The sequence below is a fragment of the Rossellomorea sp. ABR4_004 genome (assembly GCF_056159585.1).
Map to the genome: position 1 here is coordinate 2,331,913 of NZ_JBSWVM010000001.1, position 25,355 is coordinate 2,357,267.

General features: G+C 41.0%; 25 protein-coding genes. 8 read left to right on the plus strand and 17 right to left on the minus strand.

Annotated elements, in window-relative coordinates:
- Positions 1-158: 158 nt before the first annotated feature.
- From rpsR to ACXAF2_RS11800, 6 genes are all read right to left on the minus strand, one after another.
- Positions 159-395: a 30S ribosomal protein S18 gene (gene rpsR, locus ACXAF2_RS11775; RefSeq protein WP_034764780.1), complete on the minus strand. Its 237-nt coding sequence runs from the start codon at positions 393-395 to the stop codon at positions 159-161.
- A gap of 41 nt (positions 396-436) precedes the next feature.
- Positions 437-952, minus strand: coding sequence for a single-stranded DNA-binding protein (gene ssb / locus ACXAF2_RS11780; RefSeq protein WP_034764778.1), 516 nt, complete (start codon positions 950-952; stop codon positions 437-439).
- Between the two features lie 79 nt (positions 953-1,031).
- Positions 1,032-1,319, minus strand: coding sequence for a 30S ribosomal protein S6 (gene rpsF, locus ACXAF2_RS11785; protein ID WP_034764776.1), 288 nt, complete (start codon positions 1,317-1,319; stop codon positions 1,032-1,034).
- 417 nt (positions 1,320-1,736) lie between these two features.
- The gene (gene ychF / locus ACXAF2_RS11790) at positions 1,737-2,837 is read right to left on the minus strand and encodes a redox-regulated ATPase YchF (RefSeq protein ID WP_397553597.1); all 1,101 of its coding nucleotides are present in this window, start codon (positions 2,835-2,837) and stop codon (positions 1,737-1,739) included.
- Between the two features lie 229 nt (positions 2,838-3,066).
- Entirely contained in the window at positions 3,067-3,267 is a 201-nt protein-coding gene (locus ACXAF2_RS11795; RefSeq protein WP_148996231.1) for a DUF951 domain-containing protein, read from the minus strand.
- 14 nt (positions 3,268-3,281) lie between these two features.
- Positions 3,282-4,220, minus strand: coding sequence for a mechanosensitive ion channel family protein (locus tag ACXAF2_RS11800; protein ID WP_475138884.1), 939 nt, complete (start codon positions 4,218-4,220; stop codon positions 3,282-3,284).
- A gap of 260 nt (positions 4,221-4,480) precedes the next feature.
- On the opposite strand from ACXAF2_RS11800, the gene yyaC reads away from it, so the two are divergent.
- Entirely contained in the window at positions 4,481-5,101 is a 621-nt protein-coding gene (yyaC, locus tag ACXAF2_RS11805; protein WP_475138886.1) for a spore protease YyaC, read from the plus strand.
- Between the two features lie 47 nt (positions 5,102-5,148).
- On the opposite strand, the gene ACXAF2_RS11810 is transcribed toward yyaC, so the two are convergent.
- From ACXAF2_RS11810 to rpmH, 11 genes are all read right to left on the minus strand, one after another.
- A complete protein-coding gene (locus ACXAF2_RS11810) occupies positions 5,149-5,862 on the minus strand; it encodes a DUF554 domain-containing protein (RefSeq protein WP_475138888.1) in 714 nt (237 codons plus the stop codon).
- A gap of 149 nt (positions 5,863-6,011) precedes the next feature.
- Positions 6,012-6,851 carry a ParB/RepB/Spo0J family partition protein gene (locus ACXAF2_RS11815; RefSeq protein WP_475138890.1) on the minus strand — a complete coding sequence of 280 codons (840 nt, stop codon included), beginning with the start codon at positions 6,849-6,851 and terminating at the stop codon, positions 6,012-6,014.
- Entirely contained in the window at positions 6,844-7,605 is a 762-nt protein-coding gene (locus ACXAF2_RS11820; RefSeq protein ID WP_148970551.1) for a ParA family protein, read from the minus strand. The genes ACXAF2_RS11815 and ACXAF2_RS11820 overlap by 8 nt, the downstream gene beginning before the upstream one ends.
- Positions 7,606-7,828: 223 nt before the next feature.
- Positions 7,829-8,692: a nucleoid occlusion protein gene (gene noc / locus ACXAF2_RS11825; RefSeq protein ID WP_149154947.1), complete on the minus strand. Its 864-nt coding sequence runs from the start codon at positions 8,690-8,692 to the stop codon at positions 7,829-7,831.
- A gap of 118 nt (positions 8,693-8,810) precedes the next feature.
- The gene (rsmG, locus tag ACXAF2_RS11830) at positions 8,811-9,527 is read right to left on the minus strand and encodes a 16S rRNA (guanine(527)-N(7))-methyltransferase RsmG (protein ID WP_475138892.1); all 717 of its coding nucleotides are present in this window, start codon (positions 9,525-9,527) and stop codon (positions 8,811-8,813) included.
- Positions 9,528-9,548: 21 nt separating this feature from the next.
- Positions 9,549-11,441 carry a tRNA uridine-5-carboxymethylaminomethyl(34) synthesis enzyme MnmG gene (gene mnmG, locus ACXAF2_RS11835; RefSeq protein WP_475138894.1) on the minus strand — a complete coding sequence of 631 codons (1,893 nt, stop codon included), beginning with the start codon at positions 11,439-11,441 and terminating at the stop codon, positions 9,549-9,551.
- A gap of 57 nt (positions 11,442-11,498) precedes the next feature.
- The gene (gene mnmE, locus ACXAF2_RS11840) at positions 11,499-12,884 is read right to left on the minus strand and encodes a tRNA uridine-5-carboxymethylaminomethyl(34) synthesis GTPase MnmE (RefSeq protein WP_475138897.1); all 1,386 of its coding nucleotides are present in this window, start codon (positions 12,882-12,884) and stop codon (positions 11,499-11,501) included.
- 278 nt (positions 12,885-13,162) lie between these two features.
- Positions 13,163-13,780 carry an RNA-binding cell elongation regulator Jag/EloR gene (gene jag, locus ACXAF2_RS11845; protein ID WP_475138899.1) on the minus strand — a complete coding sequence of 206 codons (618 nt, stop codon included), beginning with the start codon at positions 13,778-13,780 and terminating at the stop codon, positions 13,163-13,165.
- Positions 13,777-14,568, minus strand: a complete 792-nt coding sequence (gene spoIIIJ, locus ACXAF2_RS11850) for a YidC family membrane integrase SpoIIIJ (protein ID WP_475138901.1) — start codon at positions 14,566-14,568, stop codon at positions 13,777-13,779. The genes jag and spoIIIJ overlap by 4 nt, the downstream gene beginning before the upstream one ends.
- A 134-nt stretch (positions 14,569-14,702) precedes the next feature.
- The gene (gene rnpA / locus ACXAF2_RS11855) at positions 14,703-15,077 is read right to left on the minus strand and encodes a ribonuclease P protein component (RefSeq protein ID WP_148970544.1); all 375 of its coding nucleotides are present in this window, start codon (positions 15,075-15,077) and stop codon (positions 14,703-14,705) included.
- Positions 15,078-15,242: 165 nt separating this feature from the next.
- The gene (gene rpmH, locus ACXAF2_RS11860; protein WP_034764748.1) at positions 15,243-15,377 is read right to left on the minus strand and encodes a 50S ribosomal protein L34; all 135 of its coding nucleotides are present in this window, start codon (positions 15,375-15,377) and stop codon (positions 15,243-15,245) included.
- Positions 15,378-16,126: 749 nt separating this feature from the next.
- Between rpmH and dnaA the strand changes: the two genes are divergently transcribed.
- From dnaA to gyrA, 7 genes are all read left to right on the plus strand, one after another.
- Entirely contained in the window at positions 16,127-17,473 is a 1,347-nt protein-coding gene (gene dnaA / locus ACXAF2_RS11865) for a chromosomal replication initiator protein DnaA (RefSeq protein WP_475138903.1), read from the plus strand.
- 206 nt (positions 17,474-17,679) lie between these two features.
- Complete coding sequence (gene dnaN, locus ACXAF2_RS11870) at positions 17,680-18,816, plus strand: DNA polymerase III subunit beta (protein WP_044340279.1); 1,137 nt, start codon at positions 17,680-17,682, stop codon at positions 18,814-18,816.
- A 221-nt stretch (positions 18,817-19,037) separates the two neighbouring features.
- Positions 19,038-19,256: a S4 domain-containing protein YaaA gene (gene yaaA, locus ACXAF2_RS11875; RefSeq protein ID WP_475138905.1), complete on the plus strand. Its 219-nt coding sequence runs from the start codon at positions 19,038-19,040 to the stop codon at positions 19,254-19,256.
- Positions 19,257-19,273: 17 nt separating this feature from the next.
- Entirely contained in the window at positions 19,274-20,392 is a 1,119-nt protein-coding gene (gene recF / locus ACXAF2_RS11880) for a DNA replication/repair protein RecF (RefSeq protein ID WP_475138907.1), read from the plus strand.
- 9 nt (positions 20,393-20,401) lie between these two features.
- A complete protein-coding gene (remB, locus tag ACXAF2_RS11885; protein WP_475138909.1) occupies positions 20,402-20,653 on the plus strand; it encodes an extracellular matrix regulator RemB in 252 nt (83 codons plus the stop codon).
- A 51-nt stretch (positions 20,654-20,704) separates the two neighbouring features.
- Entirely contained in the window at positions 20,705-22,621 is a 1,917-nt protein-coding gene (gene gyrB / locus ACXAF2_RS11890) for a DNA topoisomerase (ATP-hydrolyzing) subunit B (protein ID WP_475139182.1), read from the plus strand.
- 108 nt (positions 22,622-22,729) lie between these two features.
- Positions 22,730-25,264, plus strand: coding sequence for a DNA gyrase subunit A (gene gyrA / locus ACXAF2_RS11895; RefSeq protein WP_475138911.1), 2,535 nt, complete (start codon positions 22,730-22,732; stop codon positions 25,262-25,264).
- The last annotated feature ends 91 nt before the right edge of the window (positions 25,265-25,355 follow it).

The window sequence follows — 25,355 nt, forward strand, 5'->3', positions numbered from 1 at the left end:
TTCTTTATAGGTATAGGGGAATTTACAAAAACAAAGTGATGGCAGATAGGATAATCGAAGGGTACTTTGCTTTGAAGGAAGAGTTCTCGTACACACCGTTTGAAAAACGGCATAAAAAAAGCAGCAGAGACAAGTCTCTGCTGCTTTAGCCGATGATATTATTCACCAGTAACGTATGGAAGTAATGCCATTGTACGAGCGCGTTTGATCGCACGAGTCAACTTACGTTGGTACTTAGCGTTCGTTCCAGTTACACGACGTGGAAGAATTTTCCCACGTTCAGATACGAATTTCTTAAGAAGATCTACATCTTTGAAATCGATATGTGTAATTCCGTTTGCTGTGAAGTAGCACACCTTACGACGTCTACGTCCACCTCTACGTCCTCCTGCCATTTGTTTCCCCTCCTGTCTTGTTTGGATTCATTATCGTTCGTTTAGAATGGCAGATCATCATCGGAAATGTCGATCGGCTGACCGTCATTTGCAAATGGATCCTCATCTACACGTGTATAGTTGTTGTTATTATTGTTGTTGCGCTGTTGATTCTGATTCTGACTATACGGATTTCCTTGGTCGCGTTGACCTCCACCCGAATAGCCCGGACTTCCTCCACGATCGCCTTGATTCGCACTACGCGGCTCTAGGAACTGAACGCTTTCTGCTACAACTTCCGTCATAAACACACGACGTCCATCTTGTCCTTCGAAATTACGTGTTTGAATACGACCGTCAACGCCAGCTAAGCTGCCTTTTTTAAGAAAGTTTGCTACATTCTCTGCAGGGCGACGCCATACAACGCAGTTAATAAAATCTGCTTCCCGTTCTCCTGATTGATTCGTAAAACTACGATTGACAGCCAGTGTAAACGAAGCAACAGCCACTCCACTTGGAGTATATTTTAATTCAGGGTCTTTGGTTAAACGCCCTACTAATACAACTCGGTTCATCATCAGAATCAACCCCTTCCTTCTAGTTTACTGTTTCATGTGAAACAGATGATAGAAGTGTATATCTTAAAAAACGTACGGATTATTCTTCTTCTTTAACAACGATATGACGGATAATATCATCGCTGATTTTAGCTAAACGATCGAATTCGTTAACTGCATCAGAAGTAGCGCTCATCTTAACTAGTTGATAGAAACCATCACGAAAATCGTTGATTTCATACGCTAAACGACGTTTACCCCAATCTTTTGACTCGATGATTTCCGCGCCGTTAGTTGTTAAAACGTTATCGAAACGCTCAACTACTGCTTTCTTTGACTCGTCGTCAATGTTTGGGCGGACAATGTACATAACTTCGTACTTTCTCATCTGAATGTCACCTCCTCGTGGTCTATGCGGTCCTTTCTTTATGAAAGAACAAGGAGCAATGCGTTCATTACTCACGAAATAAAATTATAGCACAGGTTATCGATTATTGCAATATGACGTAAAAAAAAGACTAGAATCGGGACTCTAGTCTTTCTCATTTTGTATAAGACTGCAGGAGTTGATTTCCGCTCCAGGCACTCGCTTTCCGCGGGGTGGGCGGTGAGCCTCCTCGGCGTAAACGCCTGTGGGGTCTCACCTGTCCCACTATTCCCGCAGGAGTCGAGTGCCTTCCGCTCCAATCAACTGAATAGATTAATGCGTTATTCTATTAAAACATTCATGAATACATTCCCATCAAAAACCGTATATATATAATTTTCAAGTGAGCTATGATCACAAATTGTTTGTAATGATAAATTACACATTAAAACGGAAGTGAATGATGTCTCCGTCTTTTACGAGGTATTCTTTACCTTCTAAGCGTACTTTTCCGGCTTCGCGGGCTGCTCCCATTGTTCCTGCTGCGACTAGATCGTCATAGAAAACTGTTTCGGCACGGATGAAGCCTCTTTCGAAGTCGGTATGGATGACTCCGGCACATTGGGGAGCTTTCATTCCTTCACGGAATGTCCAGGCGCGGACCTCTTGAACGCCGGCTGTGAAGTACGTAGCCAGTCCTAATAGAGAATAGGTAGCGCGGATCAGCTGATCTAAACCGGACTCTTCAATCCCCAGCTCTTCCAGGAACATCGCTTTTTCTTCATCATCAAGCTCAGCAATTTCAGATTCGATTTTCGCACAGACAACAATTACTTCTGCATTGTCTTCTTTAGCAAATTCACGTACTTTCTGAACATATTCGTTGTCAGAAGGGTCGGCAATTTCATCTTCACTTACGTTTGCTACATATAATACAGGCTTTGAAGTCAGAAGGTGAAGCTGTTTTACAAGCTTCATTTGTTCATCAGAGAACTCAACCGTACGAGCCGGCTGCTCTGCTTCAAGGGCTTCTTTGATTTTCACAAGGATATCATGCTCAAATACCGCTTCTTTATCTTTTTGCTTGGCCATTTTCTGAACTCTGGCAAGGCGCTTATCCACTGTCTCAAGGTCGGCTAATATCAATTCCAGGTTGATGACTTCAATATCCGCAATCGGATCTACTTTACCTGAAACGTGTGTGATATTATCATCCGCGAAACAACGCACAACCTGACAGATTGCATCCACTTGGCGAATATGAGATAAGAATTTATTCCCTAATCCTTCTCCTTTACTCGCTCCTTTTACAATCCCGGCGATATCCGTGAATTCAAAGGCAGTGGGAACCGTCTTCTTCGGTTCTACAAGTTCTGTTAATTTATCTAAACGGTGATCAGGAACTTCTACAATTCCTACGTTCGGATCAATTGTACAGAAAGGGTAGTTGGCAGATTCTGCACCTGCTTTTGTAATTGCATTAAATAATGTGGACTTCCCTACGTTAGGTAATCCAACAATACCAGCTGTTAAAGCCATTATGGTCACTCCTCATCTAATTTCTTATCTATTAAAAATCATGTAAGATCGAAAATAAGTAAACGGTCGAACCTTTCACAATTATAGAGATAATAGAGGGAAAAGACAAGTGGGCACGGCTTACTAAAAAGAGCATCCAATCGACTGAAACCGACTGAATGCTCTTACACTTTGCAATTTAACCATGGGATGGATTAGGCCAAAAGAAATATGGGTAAAAAAAGAATACTTATCCTTCCTCACCGCTGCTGATGACTTTTTTCATTTTTTTCGCAAAATCTTTTCTGGGAATCATGACGCTGTGACCGCATCCAACACATTTGATGCGAATATCCATTCCCATACGGATCACTTTCCAGCGGTTCGTACCACATGGATGCGGCTTTTTCATTTCTACAATATCATTTAATGTAAATGTTTTGGGCTCCACTGGATTTCTCCTCCTTATTCGCTTTCAAGTTTTCTTTGTTTTTCTTCACGGGGTTGGATATCTTCCTGATCCTGACGTGAATACATCACCATACGAGGGAACGGAATTTCGATACCATGCTCATCCAGGCATAGTTTAACCTCTTTACGGATCATTCTTGCCATATACCAATGTCTCATCGGAACCGTTTCAGCCACGATCCGAATGACCACATCGGAAGCTCCCAGGGTTTGAACACCCAACAGTTCAGGTGGATTCACCAGATCTTCATATTTTTGCGGTAAAGCAAGGAGAAGCTCCTGCATCACTTTCTCTGCTTCTTCTATATTTTCTTCATAGGCAATACTGACATCTACGACCGCAATGCTGTTGTGAATGGAGAAATTCGTTACTTCCGTAATATTACCATTGGGGAAGATATGTAATTCCCCAGTCCAGCTTTTGATCTTTGTCGTACGAAGGCCGATTTCTTCAACAGTACCTTCAGCAGAACCAATTCGAACATAGTCACCGACTGAAAATTGGTCCTCGAATATAATAAAGAAACCCGTGATGATGTCCCGAACAAGGTTTTGTGCACCGAAACCTACCGCCAGACCGACAATCCCGGCACCGGCAATCAGCCCTTTTACATCAATATCCAGCGTCGATAAAATCGTCATTAAACTAATGAAATAAATCACATAGGTCAAAACATTCTCTAATAGTTTCGATAACGTGGCTTCCCGGCGCTCCGTAAATTTAAGAGGAGAGCGGGAACGGACCTTGAATACATTTCGAATGGCTGACCTTCCCAGCCTTAGAGCGATATAGGTAATGACCATGATCGCCACAATTTTTATCGCACCTGATCCCAGGGCAATCCATAATTCATTATCTATAAGTTTTTGAGCTGCTTCACTATCTTTTATTTTTTCTACAGTATCTTTAACTTCTGCTTTAGTACTCGACATATATACCGAACCTCCACTTATCGTTCAATAAGAAGTATTCCTTATTTTATCAACTTTCCCTCTCCTTGTGTAGATATAACCTCATATTACTGTAGTTTATAGAAAATTTTTATTTTATGAAAATTCCAGCCGTATGATGTATGAAAAAAAGAAATCGTCCGTATACTGATAATACTTAGAAAATATGATGATGGTAGTCAGTCCGACAAAGTATGTTCACTATAAAATTCCCTTTAAACATATCCAAAGGAGTGGAAGCGATGAATCTAAAAAAAGGACTATTTGAACGAAGATCTGAACCCTTTAGAGTCCTTCATCAGGAAGAGCGTGCGGCACAGGATCTTTCCGTTCAACTGTCGTCGATGCTTCCCACTTATTATCGTACAAGACCCATTGTTTTCGTATGTATTGGAACAGACCGTTCAACAGGGGATTCATTAGGCCCATTAGTTGGAACGTTAATAGAAGAACAAGATATCAAACCATTTCATGTATATGGAACGTTGGATGATCCGATCCATGCAGTAAACCTGGAAGAGAAGCTCAGTCAAATTGCTGCTAAACATATCAATCCATTTATCATCGGTGTAGATGCCTGTCTCGGTCGATTAAAAAGTGTCGGCGCCATTCAATTAAGTGAGGGACCATTAAAACCTGGTGCCGGCGTAAATAAAGAGTTACCAGAGGTTGGTGAGATCCACATGACCGGAATCGTGAATGTAAGTGGATTTATGGAATTCTTTGTGTTACAAAATACTCGTTTGAATCTTGTGATGAAAATGGCCAAGACGATTGCCGAGGCCATTGTTCTGGCAGGCGATTCAGTGGAGCGCCGCAACGCCGTCAGTATTGAAAAATGGCGGGAAGAATTACAACAATAAAAGGGAGATGATCCAGATACGTTCCGGGTCATCTCCCTTTTCACTTATTACATATACAGCTGGAATGCGTGTATGATTCCTACGACCAATCCCACTACGATGATCCCGGGAAGTAAATTGGCGACTCTGATTTTCGTTACACCGAGGAGATTGAGTCCAATCGCAAAAATCATGATTCCTCCGGTTGATGTCATCTCTACAATATAGGCATCCATCAGTTCTTCTGGAACCCACTGATGAATTTGAGTCGCGAACAAAGCAATGAATCCTTGATAAAGAACGACAGGGATCGCCGAAAACATGACACCAATTCCTAAAGTCGTCGTTAGGATCAGTGATGTAAAGCCATCAATGATCGACTTCGTCAACAGAACATCATGATCGCCCCTGATGCCGCTATCCAACGCTCCTATCACTGCCATTGCTCCAATAACAAAAATGAGTGTAGCTGTGACAAAACCTTGAGAAATGGATGTTTCTTTATTACTGCCCAGCTTCTTTTCCAACCAGTTCCCCAATGAGTTAAGCTTGTCCTCCAGGTTCATCCACTCTCCCCATGCAGCACCAAGAGCCAGGCTGATGATGACAATGAGAAAGTTTTCACTTTTCAATCCCATCTGCAACCCCAGGACGATGACAGCTAACCCAATCGCTTTCATGACAGTTCCCTTCATATCTTCCGGGATGCGATGAAGGACCTTACCCAGGAGAGTTCCAATAATAATACATACTCCATTTACCAGCGTTCCTAATAGTACCATGACGTTCTCCTTATCTTTCTGAAAAATTCTTTTCCCTGTTTTTTGCAGATTATTTCCCAAAGAATAGTGTATCTTCTATGTACCATATGGAAGAGGACTGGCTTAATTGGTATATGTATACCTTTTAAGCCAGTCCTTTTCCCAAATGGTTACTGCAATAATTCCAAAATACGATCGAGGTCTTCTTTCGAAAAAAATTCGAGCTCGATTTTTCCTTTTTTCTTTGATTGTTTAATCGTGACCGTTGTCCCGAAGCGTTCACGTAGAAGAGATTCCTGTTCCTGAAGGAAGACATCTTTACGCTCTGTCTTTTTTGTTTCACGTGGAACATTCTCATTTAGTTCTTGAATGATTTTTTCTAATTGGCGAACGTTTAATGATTCTTTAAGGACACGATTGACAACCGTTGATAAATTTTTCTTATTTTTCAACCCAAGGAGTGCACGTCCATGTCCCATCGTCAACTTACCTTCTGAAATAAGTTCCTGAATAGGAGCGGGGAGGGATAGTAAGCGAATGTGATTGGCAATATGAGGCCTGCTCTTACCCAACCTTTTCGCTAATTCCTCCTGTGTGAGCTTTAGCTTATCCATCAGCATTTGATAAGCAGCCCCTTCTTCGATCGGTGTCAGATCTTCACGTTGAAGGTTTTCTAAAACGGCAAGCTCCATCATTTGTTGTTCATTCAATTCCCGGACTACGACAGGAGCCGATTCTAATTTAGCCGCTTTAGCTGCACGATAACGGCGTTCCCCCACGACAATTTCATACCCTTTGATCGTTTTACGCACAATGATCGGTTGCAGAATACCGTGTTCTAAGATCGAATCCTTCAGTTCTTCAATTGCTTGCGGTTCAAAGATCTTTCGTGGTTGATAGGGATTCGGCCGTATTTCTTTCAGGCTCACTTCTTGCACGGACTCTTCATTTTGAGTTGTTTGGATATTGGTAAAGAGAGCATTGATGCCCTTTCCTAAACCTTTAGCCATTCGCCGCCACTTCCTTTGCTAGTTCTAAATAAACTTCTGCTCCCCTGGACTTTGCATCATAGATGATGATCGGTTCACCATGACTGGGCGCTTCACTTAAACGAACGTTACGTGGAATAATTGTGCGATACACTTTATCTTGAAAGTATTTTTTGACTTCTTCTATGACCTGAATTCCCAGATTGGTTCTCGCATCAAGCATCGTAAGTAGCACACCATCGATCATAAGGTCATGATTCAGATGCTTCTGAACTAAACGAACGGTACTCAATAGTTGACTTAATCCTTCCAGAGCATAATATTCGCATTGAACCGGTATGACGACAGCATCTGAGGCTGTTAACGCATTGATTGTCAATAACCCTAAAGACGGCGGACAATCAATGATAATATAATCAAATTCGTCTTTCACTTTCTCTAATGCTTTCTTTAAACGCACTTCACGTGAGATAGTTGGAACAAGTTCAATCTCTGCCCCCGCCAATGAAATCGTTGCAGGTACAATGGATAAATTCTCAACTTTTGATTGTTTAATCGTTTCTCTGACATCCACATCATCTACCAGCACATCATATATGCACTGCTGGACATCCCCTTTTTCCACACCTACACCACTAGTGGCGTTTCCTTGAGGATCAATGTCTACCAGTAAAACCTTTTTCCCTATATAAGCTAAGCAAGCCCCCAAATTGACGGATGTTGTGGTCTTTCCCACTCCACCTTTTTGGTTTGTAACGGCTACTATTCTGCCCAAGGTTGTCACCTACCTTTTGACTTCCTAAGATTCACTAAATTTTTTCACAGTATTCTTCTATTCTATCAAAATTCCTTGTTAATTGTCTGTCAATTTTTCATGTTTCTAAAAACAGGTAATTATGAACTGTTCATTCGTCATGAATCGATCGAAAATCCTCTGATTCGACAACAAAAAAAGTGAGAAACCAATCCGAGATGTTTCTCACTTTTAGACTACGAATCTATTTTTTTTTAGGAATACGGATGGTGAATTGATAGAATTCCTCATGCTCTTCTTCTTCAGAGTCCAGATTGATTCCGCTGTCTGATACCATGGAGAGAGATTGACGAATCGTATTCACAGCTATTCTCATATCCTTACTGAAAGCTTTTCGTTTCGGTTTTGGCTTTTGAGTCGTTCCTTCTTGCATCTTCACAACCCGGTCTTCGGTTTGTTTGACATTCAAGCTTTTTTCAATGATTTCTTGAAGGAGCTGAATTTGCTTTTCAGCATTCTTCAGAGGAATCAAAGCCCTGGCATGGCGTTCTGTTATTAGTTTATCTAATAAGGCTGATTGGATTTCTTCTGGAAGCTTAAGGAGACGAAGCTTGTTCGCCACGGTCGATTGTCCTTTTCCTAAGCGTTGAGCAAGGGCTTCTTGGGTTAAATCATGTAACTCCAACAGTTTTCCATACGCAATGGCTTCTTCTATAGGAGAGAGCTCTTCTCTTTGTAAGTTTTCAATTAATGCAACAGAAGCTGTTTCTGTATCATTTAGATTCTTTACAATGGCCGGTACGGTGTCCCAGCCAAGCTTTTGAACGGCTCTGTATCGACGTTCACCTGCAATGATTTCAAACTGCTCATCATCATATTGTCTAACCACAATCGGTTGGATAATACCATGAGTATGAATCGTTCTGGATAACTCTTCTATCTTCTCATCATTGAACACTGTTCTTGGTTGAAAGCGATTAGGGATGATTTGAGAGACGGGTATCTTTTTCACTTCATCTCGATCTTCTTCCACTACATTTGATTCTTCAGATTCAACATCTTGCTCCTTTTCACCTAGGCCAAAAAAACGAGAGAAAGGATGCTTCATCTTCCTACACCACCTTTAAGAAACTCCCTTTAGTAATATTCTCTAAAATATGGCAAGTTCCTGCCTGTGCTGAGATTTTCAAAGTATAGATACTGTCACGGCAGGAGAGCTTTTCATATTATTCCAACGGTAATTTATTGGGTGTCCCAGGTTTTCTGGGATATTTATTAGGTGTTTCTTTCACTTTGTCGATCTTCACGATATTTCGTTCGCTTTCCTCTTCCGGTAAAACGAAGGAATACATTTTATCTGTTTGTCCACCCAGCATGCCAATGGCTTTCTTCGCATTGGATAGCTCCTCTTTCACATTTGAAGCTTTCATCGCTACGAATAAGCCGCCCTTTTTTACAAGTGGCAAACAAAGTTCACTTAATACAGACATTCTGGCTACTGCTCTTGCTGTAACCATATCATACTTTTCACGGTGAGCCTTGTTTTTACCAAAAGTCTCAGCTCGATCATGATAGAAATTCGTGTTTTCAAGCCCTAACTCATTTGATAAATGGTTTAAGAACGTAATCCGCTTGTTCAACGAGTCAACAATCGAGATATGTAAGTGCGGGTAGCATATTTTTAGAGGGATACTCGGAAAACCGGCTCCTGCACCAACATCACAAAGAGTTGTCACCTTCGTGAAATCAACATAAAAAGCTGCACTGATTGAATCGTAAAAATGCTTTAAATACACATCTTCCTTTTCAGTGATGGCCGTCAGGTTCATTTTTTCATTCCATTCAACCAACAATTCATAATAGCGCTCAAACTGATTTAATTGTTGAGGAGAAAGGGAGATACCCTTCTCCTCAAGCATTGATTGAAATTCATTTACATTCATGAAATTATCCTTCCTTTGCCTCTATTGATCACCTGATACTTTAGCAATTTTCCCTTGCTCGATATAGACGAGTAAAATAGAGATGTCTGCAGGATTCACTCCTGAAATCCGGGAAGCTTGTGCAAGAGAAAGAGGCTGAACCTCAATTAATTTCTGTCTCGCTTCAGACGCTAAACCGCTAATCGCACTGTAATCAATGTTTTCAGGAATTCTTTTATTTTCCATCTTCTTCATTTTATCGACCTGTTGAAGGGATTTTTCAATATAGCCTTCATATTTCACTTGGATTTCAACCTGTTCCTCTACATCGGAATCCAATTCGATTTCGCTTGGAACGAGTGATTTAATGTGACTATAGTTCATTTCAGGGCGCTTCAGAAGATCCGCTCCTAAAATCCCATCTTTCAGCTCGCTTCCGCCCGCTTCACGGATAACGGCCTGTGTTTCGTCAGTAGGTTTGATGCGGATTCCTTCCAGGCGCTTTTTCTCTGAAGAGATCGCTTCTTTTTTCGCTGTAAACCGTTCGTATCGATCATCGGAGATTAATCCTATTTTATGACCGATATCAGTCAGGCGAAGATCGGCATTATCATGACGGAGCAATAGCCGATATTCAGCGCGTGAAGTCAATAGACGATACGGTTCGTTCGTCCCTTTTGTCACAAGGTCATCGATTAAAACCCCGATATATGCATCAGAACGGCTTAAGATAACCTCTTCTTTATCCAGGGCACGGCAGGCAGCATTGATACCCGCCATCAAACCTTGTCCAGCGGCTTCTTCATAACCGGACGTTCCATTGATTTGTCCCGCTGTATAAAGATTTTTAATTTTTTTCGTTTCAAGGGTCGGCCATAATTGTGTCGGTACGATGGAATCATACTCAATGGCATACCCGGCACGCATCATCTGTACTTTCTCAAGACCCGGGATGGTTTGAAGAATCTTTTGTTGTACGTCTTCAGGCAAACTCGTTGATAATCCCTGCACATAGACTTCTTGTGTGTTTCGTCCTTCCGGCTCCAAGAAAATCTGGTGTCGCGGTTTATCATGGAAACGTACGACTTTATCCTCAATGGAAGGGCAGTAACGCGGTCCGGTTCCTTTAATCATTCCAGAATACATTGGTGAACGATGCAGGTTGTCATCAATCAATTGATGAGTGTGTTCGTTCGTATACGTTAACCAACATGGAAGTTGATCGGTAATATATTTCGTCGTTTCATAGCTGAATGCACGGGGAACATCATCACCTGGTTGAATTTCCGTTTTCGAATAATCGATTGTCGAACTGTTCACTCGCGGTGGCGTCCCTGTTTTAAAACGAACAGTATCAAAGCCTAATTCATGAAGGTGATCAGAAAGTCTGATGGAAGGTTGTTGATTATTAGGTCCGCTTGAATATTTCAGATCTCCTAATATGATTTCACCCCGCAGGAATGTTCCTGTTGTGATGACGACTGTTTTCGCGCGGTAGGCAGCACCCGTCATCGTTACGACACCTTTACATTCATCATCTTCAATAATCAATTCCTCAACCATTCCTTGAAGCAATGTCATGTTCGGTTCATTTTCAATCGTACGTTTCATTTCATGCTGATAAAGGAATTTATCCGCCTGAGCCCGTAATGCCCGGACAGCCGGTCCTTTTCCTGTATTCAACATTCTCATTTGAATATGTGTTTTATCTATATTACGCCCCATCTCTCCACCAAGAGCGTCTATCTCTCTTACAACGATCCCTTTTGCCGGCCCACCTACAGATGGATTACATGGCATAAAGGCGACCATATCCAAGTTAATGGTAACCATTAACGTTTTAGCTCCCATACGGGCCGAAGCAAGTCCAGCTTCTACTCCTGCATGGCCAGCACCAATGACAATGACATCATATTGCCCTGCGTCATATTGCATGGTTTGTTTTTTCCTCCTTGTAGGACCTTGAATGTAAAGTCCAAATTATAATAGTATTTATTTCCCTAAGCAGAATTGAGAAAACAGCTGATCAATCAGGCTTTCATGAACACTATCCCCAATGATTTCACCTAATAGCTCCCACGTTCTCGTTAAGTCAATTTGAGCGATATCAATGGGAGTTCCATTTTCTACGCTATTTATGGCTTCATTAATCGCAAGGGAGGCTTGATTGAGTAGCGCAATGTGACGGCTATTCGACACATATGTCATATCCCCAGCTTCAATGGAACCTGCAAAGAATAAAGAAGAAATGGCTTCTTCCAGCTCATCGATCCCTTGTTCTTCAAGTAAAGCCGTTGTAACCAGCTGATGATTTTTCGCTAATTTTCGTACTTTATCTATATCAATCTTCTGAGGCAGATCCGTTTTGTTCACAATGACAATAACGTCCATTCCTCTTACTGCTTCAAAGAGCTGTTCGTCCTCAGGAGTCAATTGGTCCGCATAGTTGAGTACGAGTAAAATTAAATCCGCTTCTTTCAATACTTGTCGCGAACGTTCCACACCGATCCGCTCGACGATGTCTTCCGTTTCACGAATCCCTGCCGTATCGACCAGACGCAGGGGAACCCCGCGTACATTCACGTATTCTTCAATCACATCCCGGGTTGTTCCAGGGATATCCGTTACGATCGCTTTATTTTCATGAACGAGACTGTTCAATAGAGATGACTTCCCTACATTTGGCCGTCCGATGATCACGGTAGAAAGTCCTTCTCTCAGAATTTTCCCCTGCTCTGACGTTCGGACCAACTTGTCAATTTCGTCACGGACGTGTTTGGATTTCTCCAACAGTACGTTGTGCGTCATTTCTTCTACATCATCATACTCCGGATAATCGATGTTCACTTCTACATGAGCCAGCGTTTCAAGAATTTCCTGACGAAGCTTTCGAATCAAATTGGAAAGTCGGCCCTCCATTTGATTAAGGGCTACATTCATCGCCCGATCCGTTTTTGCCCGAATAAGATCCATCACGGCTTCCGCCTGGGATAGGTCAATTCGTCCGTTCAAGAACGCCCGTTTCGTAAATTCACCCGGCTCTGCAAGGCGGGCTCCATTTTTCAATACGAGCTGCAGTACTTTATTGACCGACACAAGTCCCCCGTGGCAATTAATTTCTATAATATCTTCACGGGTGAATGTTTTTGGTCCCCTCATCACAGAAACCATGACTTCTTCCACCACTTGCTCTGTGTCAGGATCGATAATATGTCCATAATGAATGGTATGAGAAGCAAAGTCTTTCATAGAGTTCCCTTTCATTCCCTTAAAGACCTTATCACCGATATCGAAGGCTTGATCACCACTTAATCGTACGATCGCAATCGCCCCTTCTCCCATCGGAGTCGAAATAGCCGCAATTGTATCAAACTCCATTGTATTCACCTCTCTTATTTCTTAGTTGATCTATTTATCATTCAATTATAGTAGAGAGCAAAGTTTCCCCAAATTATTAGAATATCACAATCCTATTTAATACTAAAGAAAGGAAACCCTCGATTCGTCACCAAATAATGTTATCCACACAGACAACACTTCATCTCTATTATTTTAACTTATCCACATGTGAATAACAATAAACCGGGAAGAAAATAAGAATCCACAGGGTGAAGGAACAAAAAAAGACGATCCCCCGAAAGGAATCGTCTCGTAATTTATTTTGGAGCAATCACAATATAACGATTGGGTTCTCTGCCTTCTGAGTGTGTATCAACAGTAGTCGAATCAACTAATGCTGTATGAATCACTTTTCGTTCATAGGAAGGCATTGGTTCTAATGAAACGGAACGATTTGTGCGCAATGCTTTCTCTGCCAATCGTTCAGCGAGGTTTGTTAACGTTTGCTTACGTCTTTCTCGATAGTTCTCCGCATCTAAAAGGATGGTGATGAACTGATCGGAAACCCGATTTGCAATTAGTTGAGTTAAATGTTGAAGAGCATTCAACGTTTGTCCTCTTTTTCCTATTAATAGAGCCATTTTTTCACCGGAAATGTTGAACTCAACATCTCTTCCATCTCTTTTCACTTCAATGGTAGCATTAACTCCCATTTCATGGGCAACAGATAGAAGAAAATCTTTCGCTTCATTCACCGGATCAATCGCTTTTTTGACTTGAACGACAGCTGGTCTTCCACCAAACAATCCGAACAAGCCTTTTTTACCTTGATCAATGACGTCAATTTCTGCTTCTTCTTTGGTGATATTCAGTTGAGACAAGGCTGATTCAATGGCTTCTTCCACCGTTTGACCAGTCGCTTCTACTTCTCTCACTTCTTCTTTCCTCCCGAATTCCCACCAGCAGCTTTAGCGGTTTGCGCTTCTTTGATATCAGGTCCTTTAATGAAATACGTTTGAACAATCATAAATAGATTTCCGACTACCCAGTAAAGGGATAGGGCTGCAGGAAAGTTAATCGCAAAAATGATGATCATAACCGGCATGATGTAAAGCATCATCGCCATTTGCGGATTTTGATTTGCTGTACCCGCCATCATTAATTTCTGTTGGATAAACGTCGTTATACCTGCTACTAAAGGTAAAATATAGTACGGATCCGGGTTACCAAGGTCAAACCACAGGAAATTATGTGCTTTAATTTCTTCTGTTCTCACGATCGCATGGTAGAAACCAATTAAGATCGGCATTTGAACGATCAATGGGAAACAACCCGCAAGCGGATTGACTCCGTGACTTTGGAATAAAGCCATCGTTTCCTGTTGAAGCTTTTGTTGAGTTTGTGCATCTTTAGAGCTATATTTCTCACGCAGCTTTTTCATTTCCGGTTGCAAAGCTTGCATGGCTTTTGAATTTTTCGTTTGTTTAATCATTAATGGCAGAATCGCTAAACGAATAATCAATGTAACAATGACAATGGCCAATCCATAAGAACCACTCATGAACTCAGCTACCATTGTGATTAATTGTGATAAAGGATAGACAATATATTCATTCCATATTCCGCTACTCTCAGGTGTGATAGGCTGATTGTATTCCGTACAACCTGATAGTAAAGCCATTAGCCCAATGATTCCCATCAGGGCTATAATTCTCTTTTTCACCCTTCATTTCCTCCCTACTAATATCTTCAAGTTAAATGTAAAACAGGTCTTCCGTACTTAAAAAGTACAATCCCTCGTATTGTAACATCTTTTCATAAGATTGTGATGACGAAACCTGTCAATATCGTAAAATGTTATGACTTCTTTTTAACATGTTTTCCATTAGAGGATCTTTTCAACACTTTTCCTCTTTTCAGCACATGGGTGAGGCTGCCCTTCACCTCATGGAAATTCATTTCGGCCGCCGGTTTTCTGGCGATGATTAAGTAATCGTACTGATCTTTAACATCTTCTTGTAATTCTAGGAAAGCCTGTCTGACATACCGTTTAATTTGGTTTCGACAAACAGCGTTTCCAATTTTCTTACTTACGGAGATTCCAATTCGGAATGGTTGAGGCTCTTCCTTCTTTAATAGATATAAGACGAATTGCCGGTTTGCAAAGGATGTTCCTTTTTTGAATATCTCCTGGAACTCTTTATTCTTCTTCACTCTCTGATCTTTCCGCATTGACCACACCTAATTTTCATTTTTGTCTTGATGTATCCTCGACATTATTGGCTCATTCATTTGAAATTATAAGTAATTTTTCTCTTAAAACAAATTACGAACGAGCCAAATCGTCTTTTCGCTTGGGATAAAGGAAAAAAAAGACCACTGAGTCAGTTCAGTGGTCTAGGCAGATAATACTTTTCTTCCTTTGCTACGACGACGAGCTAAAACATTGCGTCCGTTTTTAGAGCTCATACGTGCACGGAAACCGTGGTTCTTTTTTCTTTTACGATTATTTGGTTGAAACGTTCTTTTCATCTATGACACCTCCCTGAAGGATATCTTTATAAAAGTTAAAGACATTCCTCACTATTATAAAGACGGTACCCATAAAAAGTCAACAGTCATATTATTTTTCTTTTTAATACAAGTGAGTGCTGGTTGATTTTCGCTCCAGGTGCTCGCTTTCCGCGGGGCGTGAGTTGAGCACCTGGAGCGAAAAATCAACTTTCTAAACATGATGTTTTTATAAATCTAAAATCAATTAGTTTTTTATTTAAATAAAACACCGCATTATCAATCAACTTAATTTCTTTTTGATCCTCTACTTCTACAAACACTATCTCATTTCTCTATTAAATCTTCCTGTGGATAGGATTCGACACCATTTTAAATTATCCACAACACATACTGACAACTTTTTCACAAGTTCATGGCTTGTGGACAAAATAATTCCACAAGGGCCCAGGGTTGTGGATAAAATTTAAAAAGCATTGCACCCCTAAGGATATTTTGATATGATTATTGTGTTTTCACTCTTAATAACTTTGTATACGAAAATGATTTATCCACAAAATGTGGATATCATGTGGGTAACTTATTCAGAGGGTTTGTAAAACGTTGTCCACAAGTGGTGGATATTGTCGAAAAACCATTTTCTTTCCTTATTATATATATTTTCCACATTCATTGTTTTGTATTTTTATAAAATAGCGAGAGTTGACGGATATTATAGCATGTAATTGTTGTACAGAAGTTATACAAACTAAGAAAAGGAGGGATCAGGATTGGAGAATATCGGGGATCTTTGGAGCAAAGCCTTAGAAAGCATCGAAAAAAAGATAAGTAAACCGAGCTTTGATACTTGGTTAAAATCGACTAAGGCGCATTCCATTCAAGGTGACACACTTGTCATTACAGCTCCAAATGAATTTGCACGAGATTGGCTTGAAGGACGCTATTCTCAATTAATCTCCGGGGTTTTGTATGATATTACGGGCGAAGAATTGGTCGTGAAATTCATCATTCCACAAAATCAGGAGCCGGAAGAATTTGATATTCAATTACCGCCAAAGAAGACGATGAAAGACGACGAGCAACAGGATATCAATCAAAATATGCTGAATGCAAAATACACATTCGACACCTTTGTTATCGGTTCGGGCAACCGTTTCGCCCATGCAGCATCTTTAGCTGTGGCCGAAGCACCAGCAAAAGCCTATAATCCCTTGTTTATTTATGGTGGAGTAGGACTGGGAAAAACTCACTTAATGCATGCGATCGGACATTATGTACTGGAGCATAATCCTGCTGCAAAAGTGGTTTATCTATCCTCTGAGAAATTCACAAACGAATTCATTAATTCCATTCGCGACAATAAAGCAGTCGATTTCCGCAATAAATACCGCAACGTTGATGTTTTATTAATAGATGACATTCAATTTTTAGCAGGAAAAGAACAAACGCAAGAGGAATTTTTCCATACTTTTAATACCTTACATGAAGAAAGCAAGCAGATTGTCATTTCCAGTGATCGGCCACCGAAAGAAATTCCGACACTCGAAGACAGACTTCGCTCACGATTTGAATGGGGTCTTATTACAGACATTACACCCCCAGATCTTGAGACGAGAATTGCTATTTTACGAAAAAAGGCAAAGGCTGAAGGATTGGACATTCCAAATGAAGCCATGCTTTATATAGCTAATCAAATCGATTCAAACATTCGTGAGTTAGAGGGCGCTTTAATCAGGGTCGTTGCGTACTCTTCTCTTATAAATAAAGATATTAATGCTGATCTGGCAGCGGAAGCGTTGAAAGATATCATTCCAAGCTCAAAACCACGGGTTATTACCATCCAGGAAATTCAACGTGTCGTTGGTGAGCACTTCAATGTGAAGCTGGAAGACTTTAAAGCGAAGAAACGAACAAAATCCATCGCTTTTCCCCGACAGATCGCTATGTATCTATCCAGGGAAATGACGGATTCTTCCCTTCCAAAGATCGGGGAAGAGTTCGGCGGCCGGGATCACACGACCGTCATTCATGCTCATGAGAAGATCAGTACATTACTGGGGGCAGATGCGCTTCTTCAGCAGCAATTGAAAGAAATTCGTGAGTCATTAAAGAGTTAATCTTACACACAAAAAAACTGGATAATGTGAATAACTAAGACAAACTAGCACACAGTCTGTCCACATGTGGATAGGCTGTGTTTACGTTGAATTCACACACTTATCCACATATCAACAGGCCCTACTACTTCTATTACTATTTTTTAAATAAATTATTAGTATATGATTCAGTCCATAAAATTATGTGCAAATTGGAGGAATAAATCATGAAATTTGTTATTCAAAGGGACTATCTTGTCCAAAGTGTTCAGGATGTCATGAAGGCTGTAACGTCAAGAACAACGATTCCCATTCTTACAGGGATAAAGATCATCGCTACGGAAGACGGCGTAACATTAACAGGTAGTGATTCAGACATTTCAATTGAATCCTTTATTCCGAATGAAGAAGAAGGTTCAGAAATTGTTGAGATCATGGAAACTGGAGGGATTGTTCTTCAGGCTAAGTTCTTCAGTGAAATCGTTAAGAAATTACCTAAAGATACAGTGGAAATTGAAGTGCAAAATCATTTCCAAACCGTTATTCGTTCAGGACAGGCAGAATTTAATTTAAACGGTTTAGATCCAGAAGAGTACCCGCATCTTCCTCAGATTGAAGAAGGGAATGGGATTAAAGTTTCCACTGATCTCCTGAAAACGATGATCAGACAAACCGTATTCGCAGTGTCCACCTCAGAAACACGCCCCATCTTGACAGGTGTAAACTGTCAGATTGAAAACGGGGAACTGAGCTGTATTGCAACAGATAGTCACCGACTTGCAATGAGAAAGGCACCGATTGAAACCAATCATGATGCTTCATACAATATTGTGATTCCGGGGAAAAGCTTAAACGAGCTGAATAAAATCCTTGATGATACAGAAGAGCCTGTTGAAATCGTGATCACAGAAAATCAAGTACTATTCAAAGCGAAACACCTATTATTCTTCTCAAGATTATTAGAAGGGAATTATCCTGACACTAGTCGATTGATTCCTTCTGATACCAAGACAGAACTAACACTGAATACGAAAGAATTTTTACAAGCGATAGACCGTGCCTCACTACTTGCCAGGGAAGGAAGAAACAACGTAGTAAAACTTTCAACTCTGGATGGCGGCATGATTGAGATTTCGTCTAACACACCGGAGATCGGGAAAGTAATCGAACAGGTGCAAAGTCAATCCATTGAAGGAGAAGAACTGAAAATCTCCTTTAGTGCCAAATATATGATGGACGCGTTAAAAGCCATTGAAGGGACAGAAATCTATGTGAACTTCACCGGGGCCATGAGACCGTTCGTGCTGAAACCACTTCATGATGATTCGATCCTTCAGTTGATTCTTCCAGTTAGAACGTACTAATGAATAGACAAGAGCCGATGCCTTTCACATGGGGTATTGGCTCTTTTTCTACACTTCATCTGGTAATTGAAGGAATTCCTCTCGTCTGTTCAATGAAAAATCCAATGATGACAAGGACAAATTGCTCTGCAAGTCCTTGCTGATTTTTCGTTAGTTGTGACTTAACTCCATTTAGAGTAAAATAAGATATTAGAGACTTTATACGGAAAGTAGTGATTTTAGTGGCGAAAGAGATCACCATTGAAACGGAAATCATCACATTGGGACAATTCCTGAAGCTAGCTGAAGTAATTCAGTCAGGCGGGATGGCGAAGTGGTTCTTAAGTGAATATGAAGTATACATAAATGGCGAACAAGACCAAAGAAGAGGCAGAAAACTCACAATTGGTGACACAATCGAAATTCCCGAAGTAGGAATATTTGTGGTTGCTGGAGAATAATAAAGGGTGTTATTTCCATGTACATTGAACAATTAGAATTAAGAAACTATCGAAATTACGAGTCAATCGACGTGAATTTCGAAAATAAGGTGAACGTAATTCTTGGAGAGAATGCTCAAGGAAAGACGAATATTATGGAGTCTATCTATGTACTGGCAATGGCTAAATCCCACCGGACCTCAAATGATAAAGATTTAATCCGTTGGGACGAGGATTATGCTAAAATAAAAGGTAGGATTCAGAAATATAACGGTGCGTTACCATTGGAACTCATCCTCTCGAAAAAGGGGAAAAAAGCGAAAAGTAATCATCTTGAGCAATCTAAATTAAGTCAATATGTCGGCAATATGAATGTTGTCATGTTTGCGCCTGAAGATCTCCATTTAGTAAAAGGGAGCCCTCAAGTAAGGCGTCGTTTTATTGATATGGAAATCGGCCAGGTTTCTCCTGTTTATTTACATGATATCAGCCTTTATCAAAAAATATTACAGCAACGTAATCATTATCTTAAACAGTTGCAAACGAGAAAACAAAAAGACCAGACCATGCTGGATGTCTTGACGGAACAGTTCATAGAGATGGCTGTGAAAATTGCGAAAAAACGCTTTGAGTTCGTTCAGTTATTAGAAAGCTGGGCAAAACCGATCCATTCCGGGATTTCACGGAACTTAGAAACCTTGGAAATCGTATATAAACCGTCTTTGGATGTATCAGATAATCAAGAATGGTCAAAAATGGTAGATATATATGAGCAGAAATTTGATGGTATCCGCGAACGGGAAATTGATCGCGGTGTGACCCTGGTCGGGCCGCATCGGGACGATCTTCAATTTATTGTGAATGGACGAGATGTTCAAACATTCGGATCGCAGGGGCAGCAACGGACAACAGCCCTCTCTGTGAAGCTTGCAGAAATTGAGCTGATTCATTCTGAAATTAAAGAATATCCCATCTTACTTCTTGATGATGTCTTGTCAGAATTAGATGATTATCGACAATCACATTTATTAAATACCATCCAGGGAAAAGTTCAAACCTTTGTCACGACGACAAACGTGGATGGGATTGATCATCAAACCTTAAACGAAGCGACCACTTTTGAAGTGGAAGCCGGTTCAATGAAAAGACTGAAATGAGGTGTTACCTTGTACATACATGTTGGAGAAGATGTCATGGTACGTACAGACGAAATCATCGCTATTATTGATCGAGACACCGTTCAATTTTCAGAGGAAATTCAACACTTTTTAAAAACGAAAGATAAAAACCTTTGTAATCTTGCAAAGGGTTCATATAAATCTCTTGTCATCACGTCTAATCAGTTGTATCTTTCACCACTCGCATCAAGTACGTTAAAGAAACGATCAAAGAAATACTCAAACTATGAGAATTTATAATAGAAATATAAAGCCCTGAAGGTTAGAAAGTGTAGGTGAATCAGTATGGCTATGGAACAAAAACAAGGTCAATCCTATGATGAAAATCAGATTCAGGTTTTAGAAGGATTAGAGGCCGTTCGTAAAAGACCTGGTATGTATATTGGATCAACAAGCGGAAGAGGTTTGCATCATTTGGTGTGGGAAATTGTTGATAACAGTATCGATGAAGCGTTAGCCGGTTACTGTAATGAAATCGAAGTCATCATCGAAGAGGATAACAGCATTACTGTTACAGATAATGGACGTGGTATCCCTGTAGGTATTCACGAGAAAATGGGACGTCCTGCCGTTGAGGTAATCATGACGGTCCTTCACGCCGGTGGTAAGTTCGGCGGCGGTGGATATAAAGTATCCGGAGGTCTCCACGGAGTTGGGGCATCAGTAGTAAATGCTCTTTCCACAGAACTTGAAGTCCATGTTCATCGTGATGGAAACATCTATTATCAAAAATTTGAAAAAGGTGTTCCAAGCTTCGATCTTAAGGTGATCGGAGAAACGGATAAAACGGGAACAATCATTCACTTCACTCCAGATCCTGAAATCTTTACTGAAACGACGGAATACGAATATGATACACTTGCAAATCGTATTCGCGAATTGGCTTTCTTAAACAGAGGAATCCAAATCAGTATTGAAGATAAGCGTGGAGAAGGGAAGCGGAGAGACTACCATTATGAAGGTGGAATTAAGTCCTACGTTGAACATCTTAATCGTTCTAAAGAAGTCATCCATGAAGATCCGATCTACATTGAAGGCGAGAAAGACGAGATTACGATTGAAATCGCCCTACAATATAACGACGGCTTCGCAAGTAATCTTTATTCCTTCGCCAATAACATCCATACCCATGAAGGTGGAACCCATGAGTCCGGATTTAAAACGGCTTTAACGAGGGTCATTAACGACTATGCCCGAAAAAATAATGTGTTTAAAGAGAGCGATGCGAACCTTTCAGGGGAAGATGTCCGTGAAGGCTTAACAGCCATCATCTCGATCAAACATCCTGATCCTCAGTTCGAAGGACAGACGAAAACAAAACTGGGGAACTCAGAAGCAAGAACCATCACCGATTCTCTTTTCTCAGAGCATCTGGAAACGTTCTTACTTGAAAACCCGGTTGTCGCTCGAAAAGTGGTGGAAAAAGGACTGATGGCTGCACGTGCCCGACTCGCTGCGAAAAAAGCAAGGGAGCTTACCCGTCGTAAGAGTGCCCTGGAAATCTCCAGTTTACCTGGTAAATTAGCAGACTGTTCTTCTAAAGACCCAAGCATCAGTGAGATCTATGTGGTTGAGGGTGACTCAGCCGGCGGATCTGCTAAACAAGGCCGTGATCGTCACTTCCAAGCCATCCTTCCCCTACGAGGTAAAATCATTAACGTAGAGAAGGCGCGTCTGGATAAGATCCTTTCAAATAACGAGGTTCGTGCGATTATTACAGCTCTTGGGACAGGGATTGGTGAAGACTTCAACCTGGCTAAAGCGAGATACCATAAAATTGTGATCATGACCGATGCCGACGTCGATGGCGCCCATATTCGTACGCTATTGTTGACGTTCTTCTATCGCTACATGAGAAACATCATTGAAGCAGGCTATATCTACATCGCTCAACCACCTTTGTACAAAATACAACAAGGGAAGAAAATCGAGTATGCCTACAATGATAAAGAGCTGGATCGTATACTTGCAGAAATCTCCCCGACGCCTAAACCTGGAATCCAGCGTTACAAAGGTCTTGGAGAGATGAATCCTGAGCAATTATGGGAAACGACAATGGATCCTGAATCAAGAACCCTGCTGCAAGTAAGTCTTCAAGATGCGATCGAGGCAGACGAAACCTTTGATATCCTGATGGGTGACAAAGTAGAGCCGAGACGTAACTTCATTGAAGAAAACGCAGCTTACGTTAAGAATCTGGATATCTAAAATAAAATAGTACAGGATAGACCATGTGCTATCCTGTCTTTTACATAGCGGACAAGGTAAAGAATGAGAAAGGTATAAATCTTTCTTTAAAAGGAGGTCCCTTTTACTATGGCAGAAACACCAAGATCGAATGTTAAAGAGATTAATATAAGTAGTGAAATGCGCTCGTCTTTCCTGGATTATGCGATGAGTGTTATCGTTTCCCGTGCACTACCGGATGCCCGTGACGGCCTGAAACCTGTCCATCGCCGTATTTTGTATGCGATGAATGACCTGGGGATGACAGCTGATAAAGCATACAAGAAATCAGCTCGTATCGTCGGTGAAGTAATCGGTAAGTATCACCCCCACGGTGACTCAGCTGTTTATGACACAATGGTGCGTATGGCACAGGATTTCAACTATCGTTATATGCTCGTGGACGGACATGGTAACTTCGGTTCCGTTGATGGAGACGCAGCTGCGGCCATGCGTTACACAGAAGCACGTATGTCCAAAATCTCCATGGAACTTATTCGTGATATTAATAAAGATACAATTGATTATAAAGATAACTATGATGGCACAGAGAGAGAGCCGGAAGTGTTACCTGCCCGTTTCCCTAACCTGTTAGTGAACGGTTCTTCAGGTATCGCTGTAGGGATGGCAACGAACATTCCACCCCATAATCTTGGAGAAGTCATTGATGGAATCCTTGCGTTAAGTAAAGATCCTGACATTACGATTCAAGAGCTGATGGAATTCATCTTTGGACCTGATTTCCCTACTGCCGGACTAATTGTAGGAAGAAGCGGGATCCGTCGTGCCTATGAAACAGGTAAAGGTTCCATCACGATGCGTGCCCGTGTGGAAATTGAACAAAAAAGCAACGGGAAAGAAACGATTATCGTTCATCAAATTCCATATCAAGTAAATAAAGCGAGACTGATCGAGAAAATTGCCGATCTTGTTCGTGATAAGAAGATTGATGGCATCACAGATTTACGTGATGAATCGGACCGTAATGGTATGCGTATCGTAATTGAAGTAAGAAAAGATGCGAATGCGAACGTCTTGCTTAATAATCTCTACAAACAAACGGCTCTTCAAACAAGCTTCGGTATCAACCTTTTGGCGCTTGTTGATGGCCAGCCAAAGGTATTGAATTTAAAAGAGTGCCTATATCATTACTTACAACATCAACGCGTCGTCATTCGTCGTAGAACGGAATTCGAATTGCGCAAAGCTGAAGCTAGGGCTCATATTTTAGAAGGTCTGCGTATCGCCTTAGATCATATTGATGAAATCATTAAACTTATCCGTGGCTCTCAAACTACGGAACTTGCGAAACAAGGCTTGATGGAGAACTTCTCCCTTTCTGACAAACAAGCCCAAGCGATCCTGGATATGCGTCTTCAACGTTTAACCGGTCTAGAACGTGAAAAAATTGAAGACGAGTATCAAGAACTATTGAAGCAGATTGCAGAATTGAAAGCGATCTTGGCAGATGATGAAAAGGTTCTCGAAATCATTCGTGAAGAGCTTATCGAGATCAAAGAACGCTTCAATGATGAAAGAAGGTCAGAAATCGTAGCGGGCGGAATTGAGAACATTGAAGATGAAGACTTAATTCCAAGAGAAAACATTGTCGTATCCCTTACTCATAACGGATACATCAAGCGCCTGCCTGTCTCAACCTACCGCAGTCAAAAGCGTGGAGGAAGAGGAATCCAGGGAATGGGTACCAATGATGAAGACTTTGTTGAACACTTACTGACAACGTCAACCCATGATACGATTCTATTCTTCACAAACAAAGGAAAAGCATACCGTGCAAAGGGATATGAAATTCCTGAATTCAGCCGTACTGCTAAAGGACTTCCGATCATCAACCTCCTTGGGGTAGAAAAAGATGAGTGGATCAACGCCATGATTCGAGTGGAAGAATTCGTGGACGACTGGTACTTATTCTTCACTACGAAGCAAGGGATCTCAAAACGTACGCCTGTATCAGATTTCGCCAATATCCGTACGAACGGTCTGATCGCCATTAACCTTCGAGAAAACGATGAGCTCATTTCCGTCAAACTGACCGATGGAGAGAAAGATATGATCATCGGAACGAAAAAAGGTATGCTCATTCGTTTCCCTGAAACGGATGTTCGTTCAATGGGAAGAACAGCTACCGGGGTAAAAGGAATTAACCTGAGTGATGATGACATTGTTGTAGGAATGGAAATTCTGGAAGAGAAAAGCGATGTCTTAGTTGTAACGGTGAATGGTTACGGTAAACGTACTCCTGCCAGTGAATATAGAGTTCAAACACGTGGTGGTAAAGGCTTAAAAACATGTAATGTAACGGAACGTAACGGAGAACTGGTCTCTGTTAAAGCCGTTACCGGTGAAGAAGACTTAATGATCATCACGGCACATGGTGTCCTTATCCGTATGGATGTGAATGATATCTCCACTACTGGCCGAAATACTCAAGGAGTTAAACTGATCCGTCTTCAGGAAAGCGAATTTGTTTCAACCGTTGCCAAGGTTGAAAAAGAAGATGAAGAAGAAACGGAAGCACCAGTTGAAACTTCTGAAGGAATGCAACAACCAGATAGCGAAGATCAAACAACTTCTGAAGATTTTAGCGAAGATACAGAAGAATAAAAGAACGGTAAGCTGTTTCCAGTGATGAGACTCTCATACTGGAAACAGCTTATTTTTTTGTGAAAAAATCATCTATAACCTGTTAAATTTG

Excerpts from the sequence above, each read along its gene's own strand:
- mnmE (WP_475138897.1), bottom strand. The coding sequence starts at position 12,884 with ATGGAGTTTGATACAATTGCGGCTATTTCGACTCCGATGGGAGAAGGG.
- rpmH (WP_034764748.1), bottom strand. The coding sequence starts at position 15,377 with ATGAAAAGAACGTTTCAACCAAATAATCGTAAAAGAAAAAAGAACCAC.
- rpsR (WP_034764780.1), bottom strand. The coding sequence starts at position 395 with ATGGCAGGAGGACGTAGAGGTGGACGTAGACGTCGTAAGGTGTGCTAC.
- ACXAF2_RS11815 (WP_475138890.1), bottom strand. The coding sequence starts at position 6,851 with ATGGCTAAAGGTTTAGGAAAGGGCATCAATGCTCTCTTTACCAATATC.
- rpsF (WP_034764776.1), bottom strand. The coding sequence starts at position 1,319 with ATGAGAAAGTACGAAGTTATGTACATTGTCCGCCCAAACATTGACGAC.
- ssb (WP_034764778.1), bottom strand. The coding sequence starts at position 952 with ATGATGAACCGAGTTGTATTAGTAGGGCGTTTAACCAAAGACCCTGAA.
- ychF (WP_397553597.1), bottom strand. The coding sequence starts at position 2,837 with ATGGCTTTAACAGCTGGTATTGTTGGATTACCTAACGTAGGGAAGTCC.
- gyrA (WP_475138911.1), top strand. The coding sequence starts at position 22,730 with ATGGCAGAAACACCAAGATCGAATGTTAAAGAGATTAATATAAGTAGT.
- ACXAF2_RS11800 (WP_475138884.1), bottom strand. The coding sequence starts at position 4,220 with ATGTCGAGTACTAAAGCAGAAGTTAAAGATACTGTAGAAAAAATAAAA.
- rsmG (WP_475138892.1), bottom strand. The coding sequence starts at position 9,527 with ATGAATGTAAATGAATTTCAATCAATGCTTGAGGAGAAGGGTATCTCC.
- noc (WP_149154947.1), bottom strand. The coding sequence starts at position 8,692 with ATGAAGCATCCTTTCTCTCGTTTTTTTGGCCTAGGTGAAAAGGAGCAA.
- dnaN (WP_044340279.1), top strand. The coding sequence starts at position 17,680 with ATGAAATTTGTTATTCAAAGGGACTATCTTGTCCAAAGTGTTCAGGAT.
- recF (WP_475138907.1), top strand. The coding sequence starts at position 19,274 with ATGTACATTGAACAATTAGAATTAAGAAACTATCGAAATTACGAGTCA.
- ACXAF2_RS11810 (WP_475138888.1), bottom strand. The coding sequence starts at position 5,862 with ATGGTACTATTAGGAACGCTGGTAAATGGAGTATGTATTATTATTGGA.
- gyrB (WP_475139182.1), top strand. The coding sequence starts at position 20,705 with ATGGAACAAAAACAAGGTCAATCCTATGATGAAAATCAGATTCAGGTT.
- rnpA (WP_148970544.1), bottom strand. The coding sequence starts at position 15,077 with ATGCGGAAAGATCAGAGAGTGAAGAAGAATAAAGAGTTCCAGGAGATA.
- yyaC (WP_475138886.1), top strand. The coding sequence starts at position 4,481 with ATGAATCTAAAAAAAGGACTATTTGAACGAAGATCTGAACCCTTTAGA.
- mnmG (WP_475138894.1), bottom strand. The coding sequence starts at position 11,441 with ATGCAATATGACGCAGGGCAATATGATGTCATTGTCATTGGTGCTGGC.